Origin of the sequence: Streptomyces sp. NPDC048462 (genome assembly GCF_043200175.1) — a bacterium.
In the GTDB taxonomy this organism is placed as follows: domain Bacteria; phylum Actinomycetota; class Actinomycetes; order Streptomycetales; family Streptomycetaceae; genus Streptomyces.
On sequence record NZ_JBICXG010000006.1, the window covers coordinates 55,359 to 75,344 of the forward strand.

The 19,986-nt window shown below is 67.9% G+C and carries 22 protein-coding genes; 5 read left to right on the forward strand and 17 right to left on the reverse strand.

Going from position 1 to position 19,986, the window contains the following annotated elements:
- The first annotated feature begins 44 nt into the window (after positions 1 to 44).
- On the forward strand, positions 45 to 1,577 hold the full coding sequence (locus ACGFU6_RS13075) for a S1 RNA-binding domain-containing protein (RefSeq protein WP_393610403.1): 1,533 nt from the start codon (positions 45 to 47) through the stop codon (positions 1,575 to 1,577).
- A 103-nt stretch (positions 1,578 to 1,680) separates the two neighbouring features.
- On the opposite strand, the gene ACGFU6_RS13080 is transcribed toward ACGFU6_RS13075, so the two are convergent.
- Together ACGFU6_RS13080 and ACGFU6_RS13085 are read right to left on the reverse strand one after the other, a co-directional pair.
- On the reverse strand, positions 1,681 to 2,208 hold the full coding sequence (locus ACGFU6_RS13080) for an SMI1/KNR4 family protein (protein ID WP_393610405.1): 528 nt from the start codon (positions 2,206 to 2,208) through the stop codon (positions 1,681 to 1,683).
- 133 nt (positions 2,209 to 2,341) lie between these two features.
- The gene (locus ACGFU6_RS13085) at positions 2,342 to 3,712 is read right to left on the reverse strand and encodes a LysR family transcriptional regulator (protein WP_393610407.1); all 1,371 of its coding nucleotides are present in this window, start codon (positions 3,710 to 3,712) and stop codon (positions 2,342 to 2,344) included.
- An 85-nt stretch (positions 3,713 to 3,797) separates the two neighbouring features.
- Between ACGFU6_RS13085 and ACGFU6_RS13090 the strand changes: the two genes are divergently transcribed.
- Genes ACGFU6_RS13090 through ACGFU6_RS13100 form a run of 3 tightly spaced genes read left to right on the forward strand, consistent with a single transcriptional unit; the run spans position 3,798 to position 4,996 of the window.
- Positions 3,798 to 4,088, forward strand: a complete 291-nt coding sequence (locus ACGFU6_RS13090) for a transposase (RefSeq protein WP_393610409.1) — start codon at positions 3,798 to 3,800, stop codon at positions 4,086 to 4,088.
- A complete protein-coding gene (locus ACGFU6_RS13095; RefSeq protein WP_393610410.1) occupies positions 4,076 to 4,588 on the forward strand; it encodes an IS3 family transposase in 513 nt (170 codons plus the stop codon). Before ACGFU6_RS13090 ends, ACGFU6_RS13095 begins: the two co-directional genes overlap by 13 nt.
- 3 nt (positions 4,589 to 4,591) lie before the next feature.
- Positions 4,592 to 4,996, forward strand: coding sequence for a transposase (locus ACGFU6_RS13100; RefSeq protein ID WP_393610412.1), 405 nt, complete (start codon positions 4,592 to 4,594; stop codon positions 4,994 to 4,996).
- Between the two features lie 379 nt (positions 4,997 to 5,375).
- Here the strand turns inward: ACGFU6_RS13100 and ACGFU6_RS13105 are convergent, their stop codons facing one another.
- The 13 genes from ACGFU6_RS13105 to ACGFU6_RS13165 all read right to left on the reverse strand — a co-directional run bounded on the left by ACGFU6_RS13105 (position 5,376) and on the right by ACGFU6_RS13165 (position 15,299).
- Positions 5,376 to 6,035, reverse strand: a complete 660-nt coding sequence (locus tag ACGFU6_RS13105) for an OmpA family protein (RefSeq protein WP_393610414.1) — start codon at positions 6,033 to 6,035, stop codon at positions 5,376 to 5,378.
- Complete coding sequence (locus ACGFU6_RS13110) at positions 6,032 to 6,646, reverse strand: hypothetical protein (RefSeq protein WP_393610415.1); 615 nt, start codon at positions 6,644 to 6,646, stop codon at positions 6,032 to 6,034. Before ACGFU6_RS13110 ends, ACGFU6_RS13105 begins: the two co-directional genes overlap by 4 nt.
- Positions 6,647 to 6,685: 39 nt before the next feature.
- The gene (locus ACGFU6_RS13115) at positions 6,686 to 7,306 is read right to left on the reverse strand and encodes a pilus assembly protein TadG-related protein (protein WP_393610796.1); all 621 of its coding nucleotides are present in this window, start codon (positions 7,304 to 7,306) and stop codon (positions 6,686 to 6,688) included.
- Positions 7,307 to 7,359: 53 nt separating this feature from the next.
- Positions 7,360 to 7,590, reverse strand: a complete 231-nt coding sequence (locus tag ACGFU6_RS13120) for a hypothetical protein (RefSeq protein WP_393610416.1) — start codon at positions 7,588 to 7,590, stop codon at positions 7,360 to 7,362.
- 201 nt (positions 7,591 to 7,791) lie between these two features.
- Entirely contained in the window at positions 7,792 to 7,980 is a 189-nt protein-coding gene (locus ACGFU6_RS13125) for a LuxR C-terminal-related transcriptional regulator (RefSeq protein WP_393610417.1), read from the reverse strand.
- A gap of 207 nt (positions 7,981 to 8,187) precedes the next feature.
- A complete protein-coding gene (locus ACGFU6_RS13130) occupies positions 8,188 to 9,072 on the reverse strand; it encodes a DUF5936 domain-containing protein (protein WP_393610419.1) in 885 nt (294 codons plus the stop codon).
- 14 nt (positions 9,073 to 9,086) lie between these two features.
- Entirely contained in the window at positions 9,087 to 10,025 is a 939-nt protein-coding gene (locus ACGFU6_RS13135; RefSeq protein WP_393610421.1) for a type II secretion system F family protein, read from the reverse strand.
- A gap of 10 nt (positions 10,026 to 10,035) precedes the next feature.
- The gene (locus ACGFU6_RS13140) at positions 10,036 to 11,373 is read right to left on the reverse strand and encodes a CpaF family protein (protein WP_393610422.1); all 1,338 of its coding nucleotides are present in this window, start codon (positions 11,371 to 11,373) and stop codon (positions 10,036 to 10,038) included.
- 40 nt (positions 11,374 to 11,413) lie between these two features.
- A complete protein-coding gene (locus ACGFU6_RS13145; RefSeq protein ID WP_393610424.1) occupies positions 11,414 to 11,788 on the reverse strand; it encodes a TadE/TadG family type IV pilus assembly protein in 375 nt (124 codons plus the stop codon).
- Positions 11,789 to 11,791: 3 nt separating this feature from the next.
- A complete protein-coding gene (locus ACGFU6_RS13150) occupies positions 11,792 to 12,247 on the reverse strand; it encodes a TadE/TadG family type IV pilus assembly protein (RefSeq protein ID WP_393610426.1) in 456 nt (151 codons plus the stop codon).
- 15 nt (positions 12,248 to 12,262) lie between these two features.
- Positions 12,263 to 13,534, reverse strand: coding sequence for a CpaE family protein (locus ACGFU6_RS13155; protein ID WP_393610428.1), 1,272 nt, complete (start codon positions 13,532 to 13,534; stop codon positions 12,263 to 12,265).
- A 7-nt stretch (positions 13,535 to 13,541) separates the two neighbouring features.
- Positions 13,542 to 14,249 carry a Flp pilus assembly protein CpaB gene (gene cpaB, locus ACGFU6_RS13160; protein ID WP_393610430.1) on the reverse strand — a complete coding sequence of 236 codons (708 nt, stop codon included), beginning with the start codon at positions 14,247 to 14,249 and terminating at the stop codon, positions 13,542 to 13,544.
- A gap of 183 nt (positions 14,250 to 14,432) precedes the next feature.
- Positions 14,433 to 15,299: a hypothetical protein gene (locus ACGFU6_RS13165; RefSeq protein ID WP_393610432.1), complete on the reverse strand. Its 867-nt coding sequence runs from the start codon at positions 15,297 to 15,299 to the stop codon at positions 14,433 to 14,435.
- Between the two features lie 579 nt (positions 15,300 to 15,878).
- Between ACGFU6_RS13165 and ACGFU6_RS13170 the strand changes: the two genes are divergently transcribed.
- A complete protein-coding gene (locus tag ACGFU6_RS13170; RefSeq protein ID WP_393610434.1) occupies positions 15,879 to 17,615 on the forward strand; it encodes a chitinase in 1,737 nt (578 codons plus the stop codon).
- 252 nt (positions 17,616 to 17,867) lie between these two features.
- On the opposite strand, the gene ACGFU6_RS13175 is transcribed toward ACGFU6_RS13170, so the two are convergent.
- Together ACGFU6_RS13175 and ACGFU6_RS13180 are read right to left on the reverse strand one after the other, a co-directional pair.
- Positions 17,868 to 19,343, reverse strand: a complete 1,476-nt coding sequence (locus ACGFU6_RS13175) for a GntP family permease (RefSeq protein WP_393610436.1) — start codon at positions 19,341 to 19,343, stop codon at positions 17,868 to 17,870.
- Positions 19,344 to 19,571: 228 nt separating this feature from the next.
- The gene (locus ACGFU6_RS13180) at positions 19,572 to 19,982 is read right to left on the reverse strand and encodes a RidA family protein (protein WP_024493266.1); all 411 of its coding nucleotides are present in this window, start codon (positions 19,980 to 19,982) and stop codon (positions 19,572 to 19,574) included.
- Positions 19,983 to 19,986 lie beyond the last annotated feature (4 nt).

Genomic DNA, 19,986 nt, shown 5'->3' on the forward strand with positions numbered 1-19,986 from the left:
GCCCCTCGATTCGCAGTGGCACTGCGCGTTGCCGCGTCCGAACCATGCCGGAAGATGAGGGCGTGCTGCCCTACGTCTATCGCGTCACCAAGTACGACCCCGCCGACCGTGATGAACACGGAAACTACACCGGTGCCGAGGACACGATCAGCGACCACGGTCAGGTCGAGGGTGCCTACCTTCAAGCGATCGCGGCGTTCGCCTCGGACACTGGCGTCGAGCGCCTGGCCGTGCGCGAGCCGCACCTCCCGGTGCCGTTCGTGAGCTTCGGACTGGAGCCACCGATGGACGGCTTCGGGCTGGACGGTCTCTTCCCGACCGGGCCGGATGGATTTCACGATGGTGCGGAGGTGTCGGTCGGCACCGCGATGGATCTTGTACGGATCATGCTGCGCGACGGTGGCGCCTGGTGCAGGCTGGAGGTGGAGGACACCTTCACGGTGCACGTGGGCTGGGACCAGTACCTGTACATCGGCAGCAGTCGCCCCTGCGAAACCGCGGTGGCCCGGACCCGCGCGCTCGGGTTGTTCCCGGGGCGGATCGACGCCTCTCCGTACGATTTCGAACCCGAGGACGAGGGCCCCCAACGGCCGGCCGACGACGAGTTCTGGGAACATCTGCGCTGGTCGATGCAGTGGGACAACTCCAGAGTCCTGGAAGAGCAGTCCGCGTACAACTCCGCGCGTTGGCACCGCGTCACCCCCGACAACCTCGACACGGTCCGCGCCGGGCTCGCTCCCCGAGCCCGGCTGGCCATCTGGCCGGACCTGTCCTCCGACATCGACGCGGTACTCGCCACGCTCCCCGCCGAGGGCCACGTCGAGTGTGTCTGGCAGGACAGGGACGGGCGGATGCACAGCGCCGACGCTGACGAAGACGAGTTCCCGGAGCTGGCCACCCGTCTCTCCGACGCTTCCGCCGCGATGATCCTGCCCATGGACGCCGACGAACGCGTCCCGCTGCTCGCCGCCGTCCTACCCGACAGCGACGGAGTGGTACGCGCCCGCTGGGAGATCGACCCCACCCCCAGCACCCGCAAATGGGCCTTCCTCAAGACCCTTCACCGAGGTGCGATCATCACCGGCCGGGTGACTCGGATCTCCGATTCCTGGGTCACCTTCGTGGACATTGGCGGCTTCGAGGCGTTCATCAATATCCCCGAGCTGTCGTGGCGGCCCGTCCGCCACCCCTCAGCCGTCGCTGCCGTCGGCCAGGAGATCAGCGCCGAAATCCTCCACGTGGACCCGATTCGCGAACGCGTGTCGCTGTCGCTCAGGGCCCTGCACGAGGATCCGATGCCGCTGCTCGCCGGGCGGGTCGGTCAGACCGTCGTCGGCCGCGTCACCAAGCTCGTGCCGTTCGGCGTGTTCGTACGCATTGAAGAGATGGAGAACGGTTTCGAGGGGCTGGTGCACAACACCGAACTGGGCGACGGACACCTAGACCAACCGCAGTTGGGCGTCCAGGTCGGCGACGCACTCCCCGTGAAGATCCTGGACGTCGACCCGGCCCAGCGCCGCATCACCCTCTCGCACCGGCAAGCGGTCTCCCCCGGCCAGGACGAACCCGGCGCCTGATACGCGCGTACCCCGCAGCTGGAACGCACAGCGCGTCTTCCTCCCCTGATTCCCACGTTCCTGGCCCAACACCGCGCACACGACAGGCTCGGCCAGAACGAGATCACGACGCCGACCGGTTACCATCCGAATCGTCGGAATCGAGCGACGTGGCAGCAGTCAGACGCTCAACGAACGCCTGGAAGTCCACGGCCAGCGAGAGCTCCGTGCCGCCGTCCACGTCGAACCACGTCACGGACGGCTCTCCGCGCTTCCCGCACACCCGATAGTCGAGAGTGATCCAGCAGTGACCATCACCGGACAACAGAACCAGAGGGGACGGAAGACCCCACTCCTGGACCAGATAGGCAGTGTCCAGCAAGGACGACTGGCCACCGTGGCCGATGCCCATCATGTCGTCAAGGGGAACGTGTTTCTCGCTCCACGACGTCGGGACATCGGTCGGGAACGCATTCCACAGCTCCGCCACCGCACCGCCGTTCCGGACCCGCAGGATCTCCAGCAACGAAGCCGGCAGACGGACGCCGAGCTGGCGCTCGGCATCCTGAACGACCGCGTCGGTCAACGGCGGCTGAACCCCGTACCGGCCCTCGCCCCAGAACGTCGCCTTGACCTCTTCGAATCGCGCCACGAACGCATCCTATGAACCCCGCCCACGGGCTTGACGATCTATAGGAGCTTCGACGGCTCCTCTTGGGGTGGACGGCCTTCATCGTGATCACGGTGGAGGCCGAGCCGACCCTGTATTCCGAGTCCCATCAGAATCACGGTGCGGATAGCCAGCCAGTTGCGGCCCTGACGACCCGCTTGCCGAGTGGCGTGAGTTTCATGGGGCGGCCTCGTTCGGCTCGTTCGAGCAGTGGGCCACCCAGTTCGCGGGCCAGCCGGTTGATCTGAGTGACGAGGGTGGGCCCGTTGACCCCCATGTCCCGGGCTGCCACGCCGAGGGTGGGGTAGGCGGAAGCCTTCACGAAACGCAGGAGTCGCTCTTCGGCGGCAAGGCCGTTGAGTGCGGGTTGCAGCAAGCGGGGAGCCTGCCTGGCCTTGTCCTCGATGCGGAGGCTCTCGTCATGGCTTGCGCCGCCGCGAGGACGCAAGGGGATCTTGTGCATCCTGGCCCACTTGGCGACGTTCGACATGGTCATGCCGGTCTCTTCAGCGATGTCAGCGAGGGTGCGACGGCGTGTGACGTACTGCTCGTGGAGCCATTCCCGGGTGATCTCCTGGCGGTGTCGGTACTCCTTCGGTGTGCGGATCGGGATCCTGTACTCGTCGGCGATACCTCTGACCACGTCGACCTTGACGCCGTAGAGCTCTCCGATGGCGCGCAGGGACATCCGCTGGTCGATGTAGAGCCGCGTGAAGGTGGCTGGGTCAAGGGCTGCGCGGACGGCATCGGAGACAGGAGCGGGCCACGAGCGTCGTTCGCTTGTATCGCGTGCCGGGTGCCGGTCGAGGAGGCAGCGCACGACGTCGATCGTCGTATGCAGGCGGGCGGCGGCCTGGGTGGCCGTCATTTCTTCGTGGCGGATCAGCCTGTGCAGTTCCTTGATGTCGATCTCGGAGGGGCGATGTCCGGGCAGGCTGAGGTCGTGGAGGAGATTGTCCGGCGGGTACCAGGTCACTGGTTCGTCGGTGATGCGGTTGCGATGTAGGAACTCCTCGGCCGCATGGTCGAGATGCACGAGGAGTTCCGGCGTCAACCGGCGGTATCGCATGGCGTGTTGGGCGCGGGCCGAGTCGTTTTCGGGGGCGCAGGTGGGTGGTGCCATTCGGGCTGGCAGGCCACTGATACGCAGGAACAGGTAGCTCCTGAAGAGCCGGGCAAGCGTGCCCGTGCCGCGGACGACGTCGCATTCTCTAGCGATATCGGCCCACTGTTCATCGGGGAGCAGGAGGCTGTAGTCGATGCGCTGGCGCCGTTGGTAGTCGATCGGGGCCGGGTGGGTGTCGAAGTAGTCCGCAATGTGGATCAGTGCGGCTTGGATATCCGGCCACTGCTGATGCTCTCGCAGGTGACCGAGCAGGCGGGAAGCCATGAATCCGGTCGTGGCCTTGCCCAGGCGTTCGGCGATGACGTCAATGGACTGGCGGTTGCCGACAAGTCCGAGGAGACAGGACAGGGCCGGCCTCATGATCCGGTAGTCGTGGAGCTCGAGCGGTACGAGTGAGTCTCCCCTCGTAGCGTGGAGTCCGTGACTGCAGGGGAAGTTGAGAGTCATGGCGGAGAAGCGAAGGGTGTTCAAGCCGGAGTTTCGTGAGGGGGCTGTACGGATCGTGACGGAGACCGGGAAGCCGATCCCCGAGGTCGCGCAGGACCTGGGGATCAACGAGACAACGCTGGCGAGCTGGGTCTCGCGGGCCAAGCGGGCCGGCAACGGCCGGAGCGAGAGCGAGGCCGAGGAGCTCGCCCGGCTGCGGGCCGAAAACGCGCGGTTGAAGAAGGACAACAAGGAACTCGGCATGGAGCGTGATGTCCTCAAACGCTGCATGGTCCTGTGGGTGAAGTAGCTGCCGCGGACCCGGCCGTCGTGGCCGGGGTCATCAGCGACCAGAGGACCGAGCACCACATTCCGCATACCGTGGCCTGCCGTGCACTGGGCGTGAGCGAGTCATGGTTCTACAAGTGGCAGACCCGCAAGCCCACCAGCCGCGAGCTGCGACGGCAGCAGTTGACCGACGAGATCAGGGAGATCTTCAAGGAGTCCGGCGGCACTTACGGATCACCGAAGATCTTCATCCTGTTGGTCCGTAAGGGCTGGCGCATCTCGGTGAACACCGTCGCGAGGCTCATGGCCGAACTCGGCCTGATCGCCCGCGTAGTGAAGCACCGCAAGGGCCTGACCAGGCAGGGGAAGCGGCCCGCTGCCCCGGATCACGTGAAGCGGGACTTCACGGCCGAGGAACCCGACCTCGTCTGGGTCGGCGACATGACCGAGATCGTCACCGCCGAGGGCAAGATTTACCTCGCGACGGTCATCGACCTGTTCTCGCGACGCCTGCTCGGCTAAGCGATGGACGCCCACCACGACGCGGACCTGGTGGTGGCCGCACTGAACATGGCCGGGGCCACCCGGGGCGGAGACGTGCGCGGAGTGATCTTCCACAGCGACCGCGGCTCGGAATACACGTCTCGGAAGTTCGGCCGTGCCTGCCGCAAGCTCGGCGTCTTCCAGTCCATGGGCCGCGTCGGATCATGCTTCGACAACGCGGTGAGCGAGGCGTTCAACAGCGTCCTCAAGGTTGAGTACGTCCACCGGCGCACCTTCGCCACCCGGGCCGAGGCCCGGATCAGGATCGCCACCTGGATCACCGACTTCTACAACACCCGTCGGCTACACAGCGTGTGCGACTTCAAGAATCCGATCGACTACGAACGCGAGTACTGGGCCGGCCTCACCGTGAGGCTGGCTGCATAGGAAGGACTCCACAGTTCGAGGGGATTGACACCCTTGAACCAGCGGAACGTTCGCCACGGCGTCGCCGATGCAAGGAGCTCGACGGGCACCTCGCTCCAGGCCCGGTCCTCGACCACCGCGCGCCCCTCGGGACGGACGCTCACAGACGCAGCGAATTCCCCCACCGCACACCCCCCAGCCACAGATCAACTTTCTGTGCAGCCAAGGTGCCAGCGCAGCGAACGCAGGCGGGATAGATCACCGTTCTCGTCACCCGAATAGGTGACGCTCCGACCTGCGAGTCTCACGGCGACGGCATAAATGCCGCCGCCGTGCAATTCTCACTGAGATTATGCAGCGAGTTTTGAGACCCTACAGGTCGTGCGGTCGTGCGGTCGGGTCAGGAGGAGCCTCCGCGCGGGAAGGAGACCTCGACGCGGCGGTTCTTCTTCCGGCCCTCTTCCGTGGTGTTGTCGGCGATCGGGTACTGCTCGCCGTAGCCGCGGATCTCGAAGGTGATGTCGGGCCCGAGTTGCTTCGACAGGACTCCGTTCACAGCATCGGCACGCTGCTTGGACAGAACATCTCCGTGAGCGGAGGACCCGAGGTCGTCCGTGAAGCCGAACACACGGACCTTGGTGGCATTCTGCTTCTCGATCTCGGCACTGATGGCAGCGATACGGGAGTTCGCCTCGGGGCTCAGCTTGGCGCTGTCCTTGCCGAAGAGCACCTCCGCCTGGAGCGCGAACTTCACACTGGCATTCGAATCCTCGCGGCGCTCCTGGCCTCCCTCATCCTCGACCACCTGAATGATGTCGAGGACTCTGGCCGGAGCCAGGGTGCTGCCCTCCGGCATCTTGAGGTCGGGGTCGTTCCCGTCCACCGCGACCGGTGGCGTTTCCGAGGCTTCCGTCCCCGGGGGCACGCTCGGGCCGTCATCCGCCTGGGCCGTCGGCGCGCCGAAGACCGACACACAAGACAGCAGGAAGGCAGTGACAACGACTGTTCCTGCAATCTGCCTCGGCTGACGCGGTGATGTGTGAGTCATGTCAGACATCATCCAGAGATCTTCAGCGAAGTGGTCGCAAACGTCGGCAGGGTGAGGTCGACCTCGGTCGTCGTGCTCGGTGGCGCCGGGAACTGCATGAACACCGGGGTGGACTTGCCAGGCTGGACCGCCGACATGTCCGAGGTGCACAGACACCGGCCGTCTGTGTCACGAAGGATGTAGTAGCGCTTCTTACCAGTCTTGTCCACCAGCGTCGCACCGGCGACGGAGTTTAGATTGCTGTTCACGATGGTGCTTTCGGTGCCGACCCAAGCTGAAGGGTTCACAGGCGTGTCGCCCTTGTTCGTCAGCTCACCCTGCACGGTGACGAACCCGCCCGAGTCGCGTTTCACCTGATTGATCACCAGCAACATGCCCTTGTCGCCCCTGGCTTGAGCCAGATTTGCATTCGGGTCCACTGGGTCCCCGGCGGCGGTGTCCTGCTGCGCCCCCTTGTCGCCGTCGGTGCCCCTTTCCGCAGGCTTCGAGGGCGCGGACGCTCCGGCGTCCTTCGCTCCCCCAGCGTCGTCCCCACCGCAACCAGTGACGATGAGGGCCAAGGCAGCCGCCATCGAGGCGGCCGCCACTGCCCTTTGGGACTTCGTGGTGCGCCGAATGCTCATGGGCTCAGAATCCTCTACTCGTCTGCTCATTGTTCGCTGTCAGTCGTCGGTCAGGTGCACGGCAAAGAGCAACTTGCCCAGTTCAGGGATAGGGCTCTTATCGGTCAGGTCGATCGTGACGTCCTGACCCCCATCACAACGGAACTCAAACGGCCCGAGTGCGCCGTTCGCATCGTCCTTACCCTTGTCGCCGTCGTCCTCGTCACTGCTCTCGCCCTGCCCGGGGTCAGGCACTTGAGGAGCGGACTTCAAGGTGCACCGAAACTCGATCACCGCTGTGGCCGATGCCGTGGCGTGAGCGTTCTTGGTCGAAGGGATCACCGAAGAACCCACTGTGTAGCGAGTCCTGACCTTGGCAGTGACTCTGTCCTGCCAGTACCCCTGTCGCCAGTAGAAGTCGGTCAAATCCGAACGATTCCTGGATGCAAGCCGAACGGCTTCGGACTCCCCCGCTCCGAAGTACTGATAGCCCCCCAAGAAATCATCGAGACCGTCAGGTTCCCGAAGCGCCTGGAGGAACGGCACTGTCAGGTCGTCGCGCGCCTGCTGGGCAGCAGCGAGTGCGGCAGCGTCGGCAGCACCCTGGGCCCCATTGCGTGCGGCCGCGGCCTGACCGACTGCGAAGAAGGCAAAAGCGAGAAAGAGCAGGCCCGTCACCATCACGATGTAGATGGGGAAAGCCTGCCCTGCCTCTCTGCGGTGCCTCGCAGCCACTAGCCTGCCTTGACCTGGGACACCAATGCAGTGATGCGAGTAGTGATCGCCGCGCCGATGCCCGAAGCCACCATGCCTCCGATGATCGCGACGATCACCAGGATGATCCCGAGGTACTCGAACGCCGTCTGGCCGCGGTCCGCGGTCCCGTAGCGCTTCTGGAGCCTCGATACCGCCGTGTTGGCCCAGCCGTTGACACGGGCGGCGGCCTTCAGAGTGATGTTCGACATGGTGTTCCCCTCCGGATTCGGCCAACCGATTGCCGGTGGGCGCGCAAGTTCCTTCGCTGCCAACCCCGTTACCGGCTTCCTCCCGGCCTCTGCCAAGGGTGACATGAGAAACATACGGCGGAACACCAATTGCGCCAGAGGGTCTCAGGGCCCTTTCCCGGGCCCATTCAGCCATTCGGGTACCGCTCCGCCCCCGCATGGCTACCTTCCCCGCTGCGGGCCGGGGCCCTGGGCGGGGGCCGTGCCCGGCCGGCGGGTGATCGATTCGCTTCGGCCGGCCCTGTGCGGCTTGGTGGAGATCCGGTTGAGGTGGCTCTTCGCGGTCTTCTCGCGGACGAAGCAGGTGGCGGCAATTTGCTGGTTGCTCATTCCTGACGCGATCAGCTCCATGAGCTCCACCTCCCTCGAACTATGCCTGTAGTAAAGCCTGTTACGGGTAACAGCCGCCCCCCGGTCACAGATGACTGTCCCATACCCAATTGCAAATGCGAAAGACCCTGTGATGCCCGTACGGAGCGATTCGCGGACGAGCACCTGGGAGGGCTGGGCGTGGCAGTGTGCTCATCCGCCTCATCCGGCTCATCCGGCTCATCCGGCTCATCCGCCGAGGAACGAGAAGTCGACGTCGGCCCCGTAGACGAATCCGACCGTGAGCAGCAGCAGGGTGCCGGGGAGCAGGAAGGTGGTGACCGCGAAGGTCGCCTTCGGGACGGCCTTGGCCGCCTTGCGGCGGGCGTTCTGGGCGTCGGTGCGGCGCATGTCGTTGGCGATCTGGATCAGCGTCTCGACGATCGGCGCGCCCAGTTCCTCGCCCTGCTGGAGTGTCGTGACGAACATCGCGACCTGCTCCGAGTCATTGCGTCTGCGGAGTTCCTCGAAGGCCTCGCGGCGGCTGACGCCCATGTCCATCTGGCGCAGGGTGATGCGGAGTTCGTCGGCCCAGGGGCCCTCGTACTTCTCCGCCACGCGTTCCAGTGCCTGCCGGAATCCGAGGCCCGCCGAGACGACGACGGCGAGGACGTCGAGGAAGTCGGGGAGGGTGCGCTCGATGTGGTCCCGGCGGACCCGGACGGCCGACCAGATGCCGACCTCGACCCAGAAGACGCCGAAGGCGACCAGCAGGACGGCGAGGAAGATCTGGCCGCGCATCAGCATCGTCAGGGCGCCGAACGCGCCGAGCGCCCCGTAGACGGCGCGGCGGGCGGCGTACCGGTCGATGGTGAGGCCGCCGGGGTTGCCGGCCATGTCGATCTGGCGGCGCTTCTTGCTGACGGCCTTGGCGCCCATCATCCTGAGCACCGCGGGGGCCCACCGCATGCCCATCCGGTCGATGACGGAGCCGACCGCGCCGGTGCGGGTGGAGCCGACCTCCAGGGCGATGGCGAGGTCGCCCGGGAGCTTGGCGTCGGCCCGGTACATCCGGATGCCGGCGATCGCGCCGTACACGGCGAGACCCACGACGAGTGCGAGCAACAGGTCCATGTCCGCTCCTCCCCTCAGACGTCGATACGGGACAGGCGGCGGATCACTACGAATCCGATCGCGTACAGGATGAGCGCGACGACGACCGCGGCCTGGCCGATCAGCGCGCCCGTCATCCGGTCGAGCGCGCCGGGCATCACGGCGTTCATCAGGAGCATGGCGGCGAAGCCGAACCCCGGGACGGCGTAGGCCGTGACGGTCACCTGGGAGAGCTGGGTCCTGACCTCGCGCCGGGTCTCCTTGCGCTCCTCCAGCGTCTCGGTGAGGTTGCGCAGCGAGCTGACGACCATGCCGCCGGCCCGGTTGGACAGGACGAGGGTGGTGACGAGGACGACGAGTTCGCGCGACGGCAGCCGGTCGGTCAGCTCGCTCAGGGCGTCGTCCAGCGATTCGCCCACGTCGAGCCGGCGCACGACCCGGGCCAGCTCCTCGCCGGCCGGGTCGTCCAGTTCCTCCGCCGCCATGGCGAGCGCGGTGCGCAGGGCGAGTCCGGCCTGGGTGGCGTTGGCGAGGATGCGGGAGAGCTCGGGGAGCTGGTTGATGAAGCGGTCGGTGCGCTTGGTCCGCTGCCAGTTCAGGAAGGCGTTGGTGCCCCAGAGGCCGATCAGGGCGGCCACGGGGCCGAAGAAGGAGGCCAGGACCGAGGAGGCGGCCAGCCAGAGCCCGGCCATGGCGATCAGTGCGTAGACGAAGAACTCGCCCGGCGTGATCTCCAGCCCGGTGGCCGTGAGCTTCAGCTCGATCCTGCGGCCGAGACCCGTCGTGCGCAGCCTGCGGTCGATGCCCTGGAAGCGGCGGTGGCGTCCCCCGGACGGCAGTTGGCCCGGGTGCGAGAGACGGTCGAGGAGTGCGTCGCGGTCGGCCTTCCCGCCGGCGTACGCGTGCAGACCCACGACGCCGAGTACGCCGCAGACGAGGGTGACGCCAATCGTGAGGAGGGCGGGATTGGTCATGGCGCGGTACCTACTTGGCCTCTCGGGTGGCGAGCTGTTCTTCGGACGTGGCGACCCCGAAGGCCTGCGGGATGGGCTGGCCGGCCATGTAGAGGCGCTCGGCGGCCTTCCGGGGCAGCGGGAGGTACTGGAACAGGCCGTGGACCCGGCCGTCGGCGGCCATCGGCCGGGCGTTGAAGCGGGCCACGCTGACGATGCGGTAGTTGTCCCGGCCGTGCGAGTCGAGCATGGCGATCTCGGTGACCTTGCGGGAACCGTCGGCGTGCCGGGTGAGCTGGACGATCACGTCGACGGCGCTGTTGATCTGGTCGTGCAGCGCCTCGAAGGGGATCTTGATCTCCGACATCGAGGCCAGGGTCTGCAGCCGCATCAGCGCGTCCTCGGCACTGTTGGCGTGCACGGTGGCGAGGGAGCCGTCGTGGCCGGTGGACATCGCCTGCAGCATGTCGAGCGACTCGCCGCCGCGGACCTCACCGACGACGATGCGGTCGGGGCGCATGCGCAGGGAGTTGCGGACCAGGTCGCGAATGGTGACCTGGCCCTTGCCCTCGACGTTCGCCGGGCGGGACTCCAGCCGGATGACGTGGTTCTGCTGCAGCTGGAGCTCGGCGGAGTCCTCGATGGTGACGATGCGCTCGTGGTCCGGGATCAGCCCGGAGAGCGCGTTGAGGAGGGTGGTCTTACCGGTACCGGTGGCGCCGGAGACGATGATGTTCAGCTTGGCCTGGACGAGCCCCGAGAGCAGCAGCAGCATCTGCTCGTCGAGCGAGCCGAAGCCGATCATCTCCGGGAGGGTGAAGGACCTGGGGAACCGCCGGATGGTGAGCGTCGCGCCGGTCAGCGAGAGCGGCGGAATGATCACGTTGACGCGCTCCCCGCTGGGGAGTCGGGCGTCGACCATCGGATTCGACTCGTCGACGCGGCGGTTGACGGTGGAGACGATGCGTTCGATGGTCTGCATCAGCTGTTCGTGCGAGCCGAAGCGCATCGGGAGCTGTTCGACCCTGCCGCCGCGCTCCACGAAGATCTGGTCGGGTCCGTTCACCATGATCTCGGTGATGGACGCGTCCTCCAGCAGTGGTTCGAGGATGCCGAGGCCGAGTGCCTCGTCCACGACCCGGCGGATCAGCTGGGCGCGTTCCACGGTCGACAGGACCGGGCCCTCGCGGCTGATGATGTGGCCGAGTACGCGCTCCAGGCGGGCCCGCCGGTCGGCGGCGGCCAGCGAGGACATCTCCGCGAGGTCGATCTCCTCGAGCAGCTTGGCCCGGTAGGAGGCGACCATGTGGCCGTCCTCCCGGCCCCCGCGGTGCTCATCGGGGGCGGTGATGCGTGCCCGCAGACTCATGGTGCCAACTCCTCGGTCCGGGTTGCTGGTGGTGCGGGGCTCAGTCGCGCGGCATGGTGGAGCTGCGGGTGGCCGTCCCCAGTGAGGAGAGGCCGGGGATGACGCTGGGGATGTCCACGTCGGCGGTGTAGGTGACGTCGCCGCCGCCGCCCGACGAGCTCCAGCTCAGGCCGTCCGCGAGCCAGCCGCTGATCGCGTTCGAGCCCGCCTGTTCGGGCGATCCGGCCTCCGGTTCGTCCTGCCCGGCCGTCCGGGCCGCGACCCGCGCGGCGGTGCCCGCCTGGTTCACGGTGTACGCGGCGATGCCGAGCTGGATGGCGCAGAGGCCGACCAGCAGCAGCAGCGGGATGAACCCCAGGTACTCGATGGCGACCTGGCCGCGCTCACGACGGGGCCTTCGTACGTTCCCGGTCATCGATCAGCCCTCCTTCACCGAAGCCGCTTCACCGGTGACCGTCGGCCCCCAGTCGAGTACGCCGGGCACCAGGACGGGCACGTCGAGGTGGACCCTGGCCCGGTACAGGCCGGGGCCGCCGTCGCCGCAGTCGATGGAGCCGCCCCGCCAGGCGTCGGGCAGGTCCTCGTCGGCCGCCTGATGGCAGGCGCCCGCGCGGTCCCCCTGCGATCCGCCTCCCGCCCGTGCCCCCATGTCCGCCGCGTTGCTCGCCAGGCTGAACGTGTAGCCGAACAGGGCGCACTGCCAGAGCGCGACGAGCAGCAGAATGATCAGAGGCGTCACCCCGACGAACTCGATCGCGGTCTGCCCCCGGTCGCGGTCACGCCTCCCGGCCGGGCCAGTGCCCGAGCCCGGCCCCGTGCCCGCGCCTATGCCGGCTTCCGCTGCCGCTGCCGCCGCCGTCCGCGTGGTTGCCATGGATCCGCCCGCCCCTCAGTCGGTTCTGCCACGGCCGGCGAGATCGCCGCGCCTGCGCGGACGGCCGACCGAGCCCCGGTCGGCCCGGTACTTCTCCTTGCCCGCCGGGGCGGCGGGGAGCTTCACCAGGCCCAGTTCCCCCGCCAGTGCCCAGAGCGCCTGCTTCACCACGCTCTTCTGGTCGAGTTCGTGCATCCGCCCGGCATCGACGGCGCTCTGGAGCTCCTTGAAATTGGCGGGGATCGCCGTACCGGCCATACGGGTCCCGGTGATCTTCCGGATCAGCTGCGGCTGGATCTCGGTGTTGCGGTTGAAGCGGTTGACGACCGTCGTCGTCTCCTCGGCCTTGCGGATCTGCAGCCGGTCCCACATCCGTACGATCCGCTTCGCGCCGCGCACCGCGACCACGTCCGGGGTGGTGACCAGGAGCGCGGTGTCGGCCATCTCGATGGCGGCGGCGTTGGCACTGCTCATCTGGCTGCCGCAGTCGATGACCACGGTCTCGTAGCGCGAACGCAGTGCGGTGACGATCTGCCGGGCCGCGCGGTCGCTGACCTCTTCGCCGCGCTCCCCCTCACCGGGGGCGAGGAGCAGCGCGACTCCGGTGCTGTGGCTGAACAGCGCGTCGGCCAGGACGCGCGGGGAGATGTCGCTGATCGCCGCCAGGTCGACGATGGAGCGGCGGAACTGCACGTCCAGGTACGAGGCGATGTCCCCGGACTGGAGGTCCATGTCGACCAGGGCGACCGTCCGTCCCGAGGCCTGGGCGGCGAGGGCGAGCTGCACGGCCGCGACGGTGGTTCCCACCCCGCCCTTGGCACCGCTGACCGTCACGACGGTGCCGCCCGGCCCGGTGAAGACGTCGCCGCCGACGCCGAGGTGCCGGCGTACGCCGACGGACCACTGGGCGGCCGACTGGACCCGGTTGGCCAGTTCCTCGTAGCCCAGCGGCAGGGTGGCCAGGCCGCGCGCCCCGGAGTCCATCGCGGCGGAGAACAGGCTGGCGCTCGCGTCGGCGGTGATGAGCACGACCCCGACGGCGGGGAAGCGCAGGGACACCTCGCGGATCAGCTCCAGGGCCGGTACCGGTCCGATCCGCTCGTGGACCAGTACCACCTCGGGCAGCTCGTCGAGCGACTCGCCCGCGAGACGCGCGAGTGTGTCGATGAGCTGGGTCGAGTCACCGACCGGAGCCGCTGGTTCCGCGTCGGGGAGCTGGCTGAGCAGGGTGGTGACGGACCTGGCCGCGTCGGCGTCACCGACGGCCGGGAGGATCCTCGTGGTCATCCGATCCTCACTTGTCCTTGTCGAGCGTGTAGGTGCGGTCGCCCGGACGGATCTTGCTGTCGCTGCCGGGGGCGACGAGCGCGAGGCGTACGTGCTGCGCGAACGATTCCGCGTACGCGATGCGCTGGGTGTCGAGGGTGTCCAGCGCGAAGGTGATCGGCACCGCCTCGGTGGCCTGGCTGCCCTTGCTGTCGCGGCTCGGGTCCAGCGGGGTCAGCTTGCCCACGTCCAGGACCTTGGCGTTGGAGACGATGACCTTGGACTGGGCCGGGTCGCCCTCGCGTTCGCCCGCGAACGTGGCGTAGACGTTGACCGTGGCGCCGGAGGTGATCTTCCCCGCCACGCCGGTGGCGGCGTCGATCATGATCGCGATCTCCTGCTCACCGGGCTTCAGGGCGGGGCGGGACTCCATCATGTCGGACTGGAGCAGCGAGCCCTTCTTGAGCGTGGTGAGGGCGATCTTGCCGTTGACGTCCGAGATGTCGGTCACCGCGTTGGCCGAGAGCCACCGCTTCGGCATCGACACCTTCTCGAACCTGTCCGGAGTCAGGCCGGTGAAGGGGGCTATGTCGCTCTTCAGCCGGTAGGCCGAGACCTCGGGTCCGACCTTCGAGTTCACGTCACTGATCACCGAGAGCACACCGGCGAAGGCGCCGAAGGCGCACAGGACCGAGAGCAGCAGGAGTATCACGCCACGGCGCTGTCGGGAGTTCATGGGCCGGACAACCTCGTTCGGGTCGGATGTGTGGGGGCGGACGGAGGGAAAGCGCGGGGGCGGGCTGTCTCGGCGTCGGGAGGCCGGGGCGCCGGGCCGGTCCGGGTGTGCGGTGCGGACGGGCGTCCGGACCGCGCGGGGGATCCGCGGAGGGGGAATCCGTGGCGGCGGGATCCCCGGCCGCTACGACCGCGGCGGTGCGGGCGCCCCTTGGTTCATGACACCCGACGACAGCATTCGGGTCTCGGCGACGGGAAGGGGTGAGGAACAGAAACCGCAACGATCACCGATCAGCTCCATTCCGCACCAGTGACAAGTCACTCGCCTTACTGAGGACACGAGTTGATACAGGACGGAGATATCCGGAAGGTAGGCGGCGAATTCGATCAGCTTCCCGGTTCCCCACCAGCGGGGCGATTCCGCGGGAAGTTTCGCTTCCTGAATCGCCTGCACCTTCCAGGCGGGCGCCAGGGTCTGCCGCACCCAATCGGACTGCAACTGCCCCACCGCCACCTGGAGATGGGTACCGAACTGGGGGCCGGCCAGTCGCTCGGCCGCCGGGCCGACCTTGACGAGCTGGGGATTGAGTCCCGCGAGTACGGCGAACTGGGAGCCGGGAACCCAGGAATGGGCGTGGGTCTTCAGGCTGACGGGGACGCGGTCGAGCCTGGCCACCGAATTCAACAGGGCGCCCGCGTGGATGTAATGGGACAGAAGCCGCACGGAGGAGGCGATCACTCCGGGGCTGAAGTCGCAGACGGACAGCTGCCGTAACTGCCTGACCAGCACCGCCACGCCCAGCGGCGGCAGATCCACCTTGAGCAGCGCGATGCGATCGCTCTCCAGCACCGACCGGACGGCATGGAGCCGCCGTTCGTGCGCGAGTGCGATTCCTGTCGGGTACACAGCGATTACGTACCCGTGCCGCTCCAGCATCATGTGCATGTCGCCGATCGCCAGGTCCATCGCCTGGGCATCGGGCGCCTGCAGTACGGCCGCTGTCGGCGTCTGCTGGTCTGTAGGCGGCAGGACCAGATCGGCACTGGTCACTGCTATTGCGGTCGGCACGCTGTTCCCCGTTCGGCTCCGGTCGGCGTCGCCTTGACGTCGGCCGCAATCGCTGCTGCGCCGCGCTTCCGCCTCAGCCCCTCCTCCAGCACTTTAACCGTGTCCTACACGGCAGAGAACACCCAAAGGAACCCGGTACAGCAGCACTCTCGCGCGGGCCGCACAACGCGCGGGTACGAAATCGGACCAAACCGAAGGTTGTTAACTCCCGTACCACTGCGGAGGGTTACTGTCAGGCATTCCCATTTCCGTACCGCTGGAATTCATTTGCGCACGTCACTGTGGATCTTGACATGTTCTCGCCACATCAGAACCCCTTGAGAACCGTTACTGTCCGGCCCCGCCGCCGACGTCACCCGTGAGTGGGTACGCACGCCGGGCGGCCGGTTGCCTTCCTCGGCCGGCGGGGTGCGCGAACAGCTGCCGCTGCCAGAGGTCTTGACAACTTGATTGGTCTGGACCAGTTTATCGGCCAGCGGTGGCCACCGTTCCTCGATTCCACACCCCCGACATCCCCGTGTCGCTCTCCCGCCATCCCCAACTCCCCCACGGAGGCAGCAAGTGGAACGTTCCCCCGTAACCAGCCGAAGAGGGCGCCGCACCCGTCAGGGGCTGGGCGCCGCCGTGGCCGTCGTCGCCGCGGGCGCCCTGAGCATCACCGGCCTCACCGGCAGCGCGCAGGCCGCCGACGTCAACGTGGCCAAGAACGCGGGCTTCGAATCGGGCCTCGCCAACTGGACCTGTTCCGGTGGCTCGGGCGCCACCGTCTCCTCCCCCGTGCACGGAGGCACCTCGGCCCTCAAGGCGACGCCGGCCGGGCAGGACAACGCCCAGTGCACCCAGACCGTCGCGGTCAAGCCCAACTCGACCTATGCGCTGAGCTCCTGGGTCCAGGGCGGGTACGCCTACCTGGGCGTCACCGGTACCGGCACCACCGACGTGTCCACCTGGACCCCCGGCTCCAGCAGCTGGTCCCAGCTGAAGACCAGCTTCAAGACCGGGGCGAACACCACCTCGGTCACCGTGTACACACACGGCTGGTACGGCCAGTCCGCCTACTTCGTCGACGACCTCTCGGTGAGCGGCCCCGACGGCGGCGGCGGAACGGACCCCGGCCCGGCCATCCCCGCGGCCCCGGCCGGTCTCGCGGTCGGCGCGACCACGGCCTCCTCCGTCTCCCTGTCCTGGAACGCGGTGTCCGGCGCCACCGGCTACACCGTCTACAAGGACGGCGCGAAGGCGACCACCACCACCGGGAACTCGGCCACCGTCACCGGGCTCACGGCCAACACCGCGTACCAGTTCACGGTGAGCGCCACCAACGCGGCCGGTGAGTCCGTCAAGTCCGCGACCGTCAGCGGCCGTACGGCCGTCGGCGGCGGCGGGACCGACCCGGGCGTGCCGTCCACCTCGGTGCCCAAGCACGCCGTCACGGGCTACTGGCAGAACTTCAACAACGGTGCCACCGTCCAGAAGCTCAGCGACGTGCCCGCGAACTACGACATCATCGCGGTCTCCTTCGCCGACGCCACGACCACGCCCGGCGCGGTCACCTTCAACCTGGACTCGGCGGGTCTGAACGGCTACACCGTCGACCAGTTCAAGGCCGACATCAAGGCGAAGCAGGCGGCCGGGAAGAACGTCATCATCTCGGTCGGCGGCGAGAAGGGCTCGGTCTCGGTCAACAGCGACGCGTCCGCGACCAACTTCGCCAACTCCGTGTACTCGCTCATCCAGGAGTACGGCTTCAACGGTGTCGACATCGACCTGGAGAACGGCGTCAACTCCACGTACATGACGAAGGCGCTGCGCTCGCTGTCACAGAAGGCGGGCTCCGGCCTCGTCATCACGATGGCGCCCCAGACCATCGACATGCAGTCGACCGCCGGTGAGTACTTCAAGACGGCGCTCGGCATCAAGGACATCCTGACCGTCGTCAACATGCAGTACTACAACAGCGGTTCGATGCTCGGCTGCGACGGCAAGGTGTACTCGCAGGGTTCGGTGGACTTCCTCACCGCCCTGGCCTGCATCCAGCTGGAGGGCGGCCTCGACCCCTCGCAGGTCGGCCTCGGCGTCCCCGCCTCCACCAGTGGCGCGGGCAGCGGCTACGTGGCCCCCTCGGTCGTGAACGCGGCCCTGGACTGCCTGGCCAAGGGCACCGGCTGCGGCAGCTTCAAGCCGTCGAAGACCTACCCCGGTGTGCGTGGCGCGATGACCTGGTCGACGAACTGGGACGCCAAGTCGGGCAACGCCTGGTCCAACGCGGTCGGCCCGCACGTGCACGGCCTGCCGTAACCCCGCCCGTCCTGCATCCATGACGCAGCAGCGCCGCCGCTCCCCCGGCGGCGCTGCTGTGTGTCAGGGAGCGCCTTTCAGCGCCGCCTAGTGCCGCGTCAGTCAGGGTTTGCCCGTCAAGGAGCGGCGTCAGGTGCGTGCTCTCGGCGTGCCGGCCGGAAGCCCTTGTACTGGATGTACTTGGGTTTTCGGCCGGTGCGGCGAGAGTGCGTGCCGGGCGTCGCGACGGGGCGGACCTTGGCTGCCTCGGCCCTAGATCACCAGGCTCAGCAGCGCCGCGACGACGAAGCCCGCCACGGACAGGACCGTCTCCAGCACCGTCCAGGACTTCAGGGTGTCGCGCTCCGAGATGCCGAAGTACTTCGACACCATCCAGAAGCCGCCGTCGTTGACGTGCGAGGCGATGATCGAACCGGCCGAGATCGCCATGATGATCAGCGCCAGGTGCGGCTGCGACATGCCCTGGCCCTCGACCAGCGGGACGACGATGCCCGCGGTGGTGACGATGGCGACCGTCGCGGAGCCCTGGGCGATGCGCAGCACCGCGGAGATCAGCCAGGCCAGCAGGATGACCGGCAGGCCGACGTCGTTGAAGGTGTCCGCGAGGGCGTCCGCGATGCCGCTGCTCTTGAGCACGGCGCCGAAGATCCCGCCCGCGCCGACGACCAGCAGGATGTTGCCGACCGGCTTGAGGGACGAGGTCGACACCGACTCCAGGGACTTGCGGGACCAGCCGCGCCGGATGCCGAGCAGGTAGTACGCCAGCATCAGCGCGATCGTCAGGGCGACGAACGGGTTGCCGAAGAACTCGACGACCGAGCGGAGCGTCGAGGGGTCGAGCGCGATGGAGGAGAACGTCGCGGCGAGGATCAGCACCAGCGGGGTGCCGATGATCGCGAGTACGGTGCCGAGCGCGACCGGGGCCTCCTGCGGGGTGACTCCGGCGGCGCGCTGTTCCGCGACGACCGCGGCCTTGGCCTCCTCGGCGGCCTCGACCATGTCCTGCGGGACGTCGACGAAGATCCGCTTGCCGATCCAGGCGGCGTAGACCCAGGCGGCCAGCACGGACGGGATGCCGACGACGGCGCCCATCAGGATGACCCAGCCGAGGGAGACGTGGAAGAGGCCTGCGGCGGCGACCGGGCCGGGGTGCGGCGGCAGGAAGGCGTGGGTCATGGACAGACCCGCCAGGAGCGGCATCGCGTACAGCAGGATCGACTTGCCGGAGCGCTTGGCGGCGGCGTACACGATCGGTGCGAGGACGAAGATGCCGACGTCGAAGAAGACCGGGATACCGAAGATCAGACCGGTCAGGCCCATGGCGAGCGGGGCGCGCTTCTCACCGAAGGCCTTCAGCAGACGGCCGCTCAGCACCTCGGCTCCGCCGGAGACCTCGAGGATCGCGCCGAGCATCGTACCGAGGCCGATGATGATCGCGATGTGGCCGAGGATGCCGCCCATGCCCGATTCGATGACCGAGACGGCGGCGGACTTCTGCACCGTGCCGAAGAGCTCCGTGACGGAGAGTCCGGCGCCCAGGCCGACGGCTATGGAGACGGCGAGCAGCGCGACGAACGGCTGCAGCCTGACCTTGATGATCAGGAAGAGGAGGAGCGCGATTCCGAGTACGGCGACGGTCAGGAGACCGGCCGTCCCGTCTATGAGGAGGAGGAGTCCACCGGTGTGGGGTGGCGTCTCGACCGGTGGGGGGCTGGCGGCGAGCTGCATGGGTAACTCCGTTGTCGTCCATGGGGCTTCGGGTAGGGAGGAGCGGGGGGCGGCCCCCGGCGGGGGGGGGGGGGGCGGCCGTGCTGGGGGGGTAGGGGGGGGGGCGGGGGGGGGGGGGGGGCGGGGGCCGCCCCCCCCCCCCCCGGGGGGGGGGGGGGGCCCCCCGCCCCCCGCGGGGTGGTGCGGTGGAGCGGGTGCGGCAAGGGGATCAGGCTCAGGCGGTCGGTATCAGCCGAGGACGGCGAGGGCGTCGATCTCGATGAGCAGGCCCTTGGGCAGTCCGACGTAGACCGTCGTACGGGCGGCGGGGGCGGCCTTGAGGTTCTGCTCGCCGAAGTAGGTGTTGTAGATCTCGTTCATCTCGGCGAAGTGGTCGACGTCGGTGAGGTAGACGCGCATCATCATGACGTCGTCCCAGCTCGCGCCGCCCTCCTCCAGGATCGCCTTGACGTTGGCGAAGGTCTGGAGGGTCTGCTCGCGCAGGGTGGGACCGGCCGGGGTGGGCGCCTGGCCCTCGACGGCGGGCAGGAAGCCGACCTGGCCGGCGACCTGGAGGATGTTCCCCTTCTTCACCCCGTGCGAGAACTTCGCGGGCGGGGCGGTGTGGGTGCTCGGGGTGAGTGCGGTCTTGTCGGTCATCGCT

Excerpts from the sequence above, each read along its gene's own strand:
- ACGFU6_RS13075 (WP_393610403.1), top strand. The coding sequence starts at position 45 with ATGCCGGAAGATGAGGGCGTGCTGCCCTACGTCTATCGCGTCACCAAG.
- ACGFU6_RS13085 (WP_393610407.1), bottom strand. The coding sequence starts at position 3,712 with ATGAGGCCGGCCCTGTCCTGTCTCCTCGGACTTGTCGGCAACCGCCAG.
- ACGFU6_RS13090 (WP_393610409.1), top strand. The coding sequence starts at position 3,798 with ATGGCGGAGAAGCGAAGGGTGTTCAAGCCGGAGTTTCGTGAGGGGGCT.
- ACGFU6_RS13100 (WP_393610412.1), top strand. The coding sequence starts at position 4,592 with ATGGACGCCCACCACGACGCGGACCTGGTGGTGGCCGCACTGAACATG.
- ACGFU6_RS13105 (WP_393610414.1), bottom strand. The coding sequence starts at position 6,035 with ATGATGTCTGACATGACTCACACATCACCGCGTCAGCCGAGGCAGATT.
- ACGFU6_RS13110 (WP_393610415.1), bottom strand. The coding sequence starts at position 6,646 with ATGAGCATTCGGCGCACCACGAAGTCCCAAAGGGCAGTGGCGGCCGCC.
- ACGFU6_RS13115 (WP_393610796.1), bottom strand. The coding sequence starts at position 7,306 with ATGGTGACGGGCCTGCTCTTTCTCGCTTTTGCCTTCTTCGCAGTCGGT.
- ACGFU6_RS13120 (WP_393610416.1), bottom strand. The coding sequence starts at position 7,590 with ATGTCGAACATCACTCTGAAGGCCGCCGCCCGTGTCAACGGCTGGGCC.
- ACGFU6_RS13125 (WP_393610417.1), bottom strand. The coding sequence starts at position 7,980 with ATGGAGCTGATCGCGTCAGGAATGAGCAACCAGCAAATTGCCGCCACC.
- ACGFU6_RS13130 (WP_393610419.1), bottom strand. The coding sequence starts at position 9,072 with ATGGACCTGTTGCTCGCACTCGTCGTGGGTCTCGCCGTGTACGGCGCG.
- ACGFU6_RS13135 (WP_393610421.1), bottom strand. The coding sequence starts at position 10,025 with ATGACCAATCCCGCCCTCCTCACGATTGGCGTCACCCTCGTCTGCGGC.
- ACGFU6_RS13140 (WP_393610422.1), bottom strand. The coding sequence starts at position 11,373 with ATGAGTCTGCGGGCACGCATCACCGCCCCCGATGAGCACCGCGGGGGC.
- ACGFU6_RS13145 (WP_393610424.1), bottom strand. The coding sequence starts at position 11,788 with ATGACCGGGAACGTACGAAGGCCCCGTCGTGAGCGCGGCCAGGTCGCC.
- ACGFU6_RS13150 (WP_393610426.1), bottom strand. The coding sequence starts at position 12,247 with ATGGCAACCACGCGGACGGCGGCGGCAGCGGCAGCGGAAGCCGGCATA.
- ACGFU6_RS13155 (WP_393610428.1), bottom strand. The coding sequence starts at position 13,534 with ATGACCACGAGGATCCTCCCGGCCGTCGGTGACGCCGACGCGGCCAGG.
- cpaB (WP_393610430.1), bottom strand. The coding sequence starts at position 14,249 with ATGAACTCCCGACAGCGCCGTGGCGTGATACTCCTGCTGCTCTCGGTC.
- ACGFU6_RS13175 (WP_393610436.1), bottom strand. The coding sequence starts at position 19,343 with ATGCAGCTCGCCGCCAGCCCCCCACCGGTCGAGACGCCACCCCACACC.
- ACGFU6_RS13180 (WP_024493266.1), bottom strand. The coding sequence starts at position 19,982 with ATGACCGACAAGACCGCACTCACCCCGAGCACCCACACCGCCCCGCCC.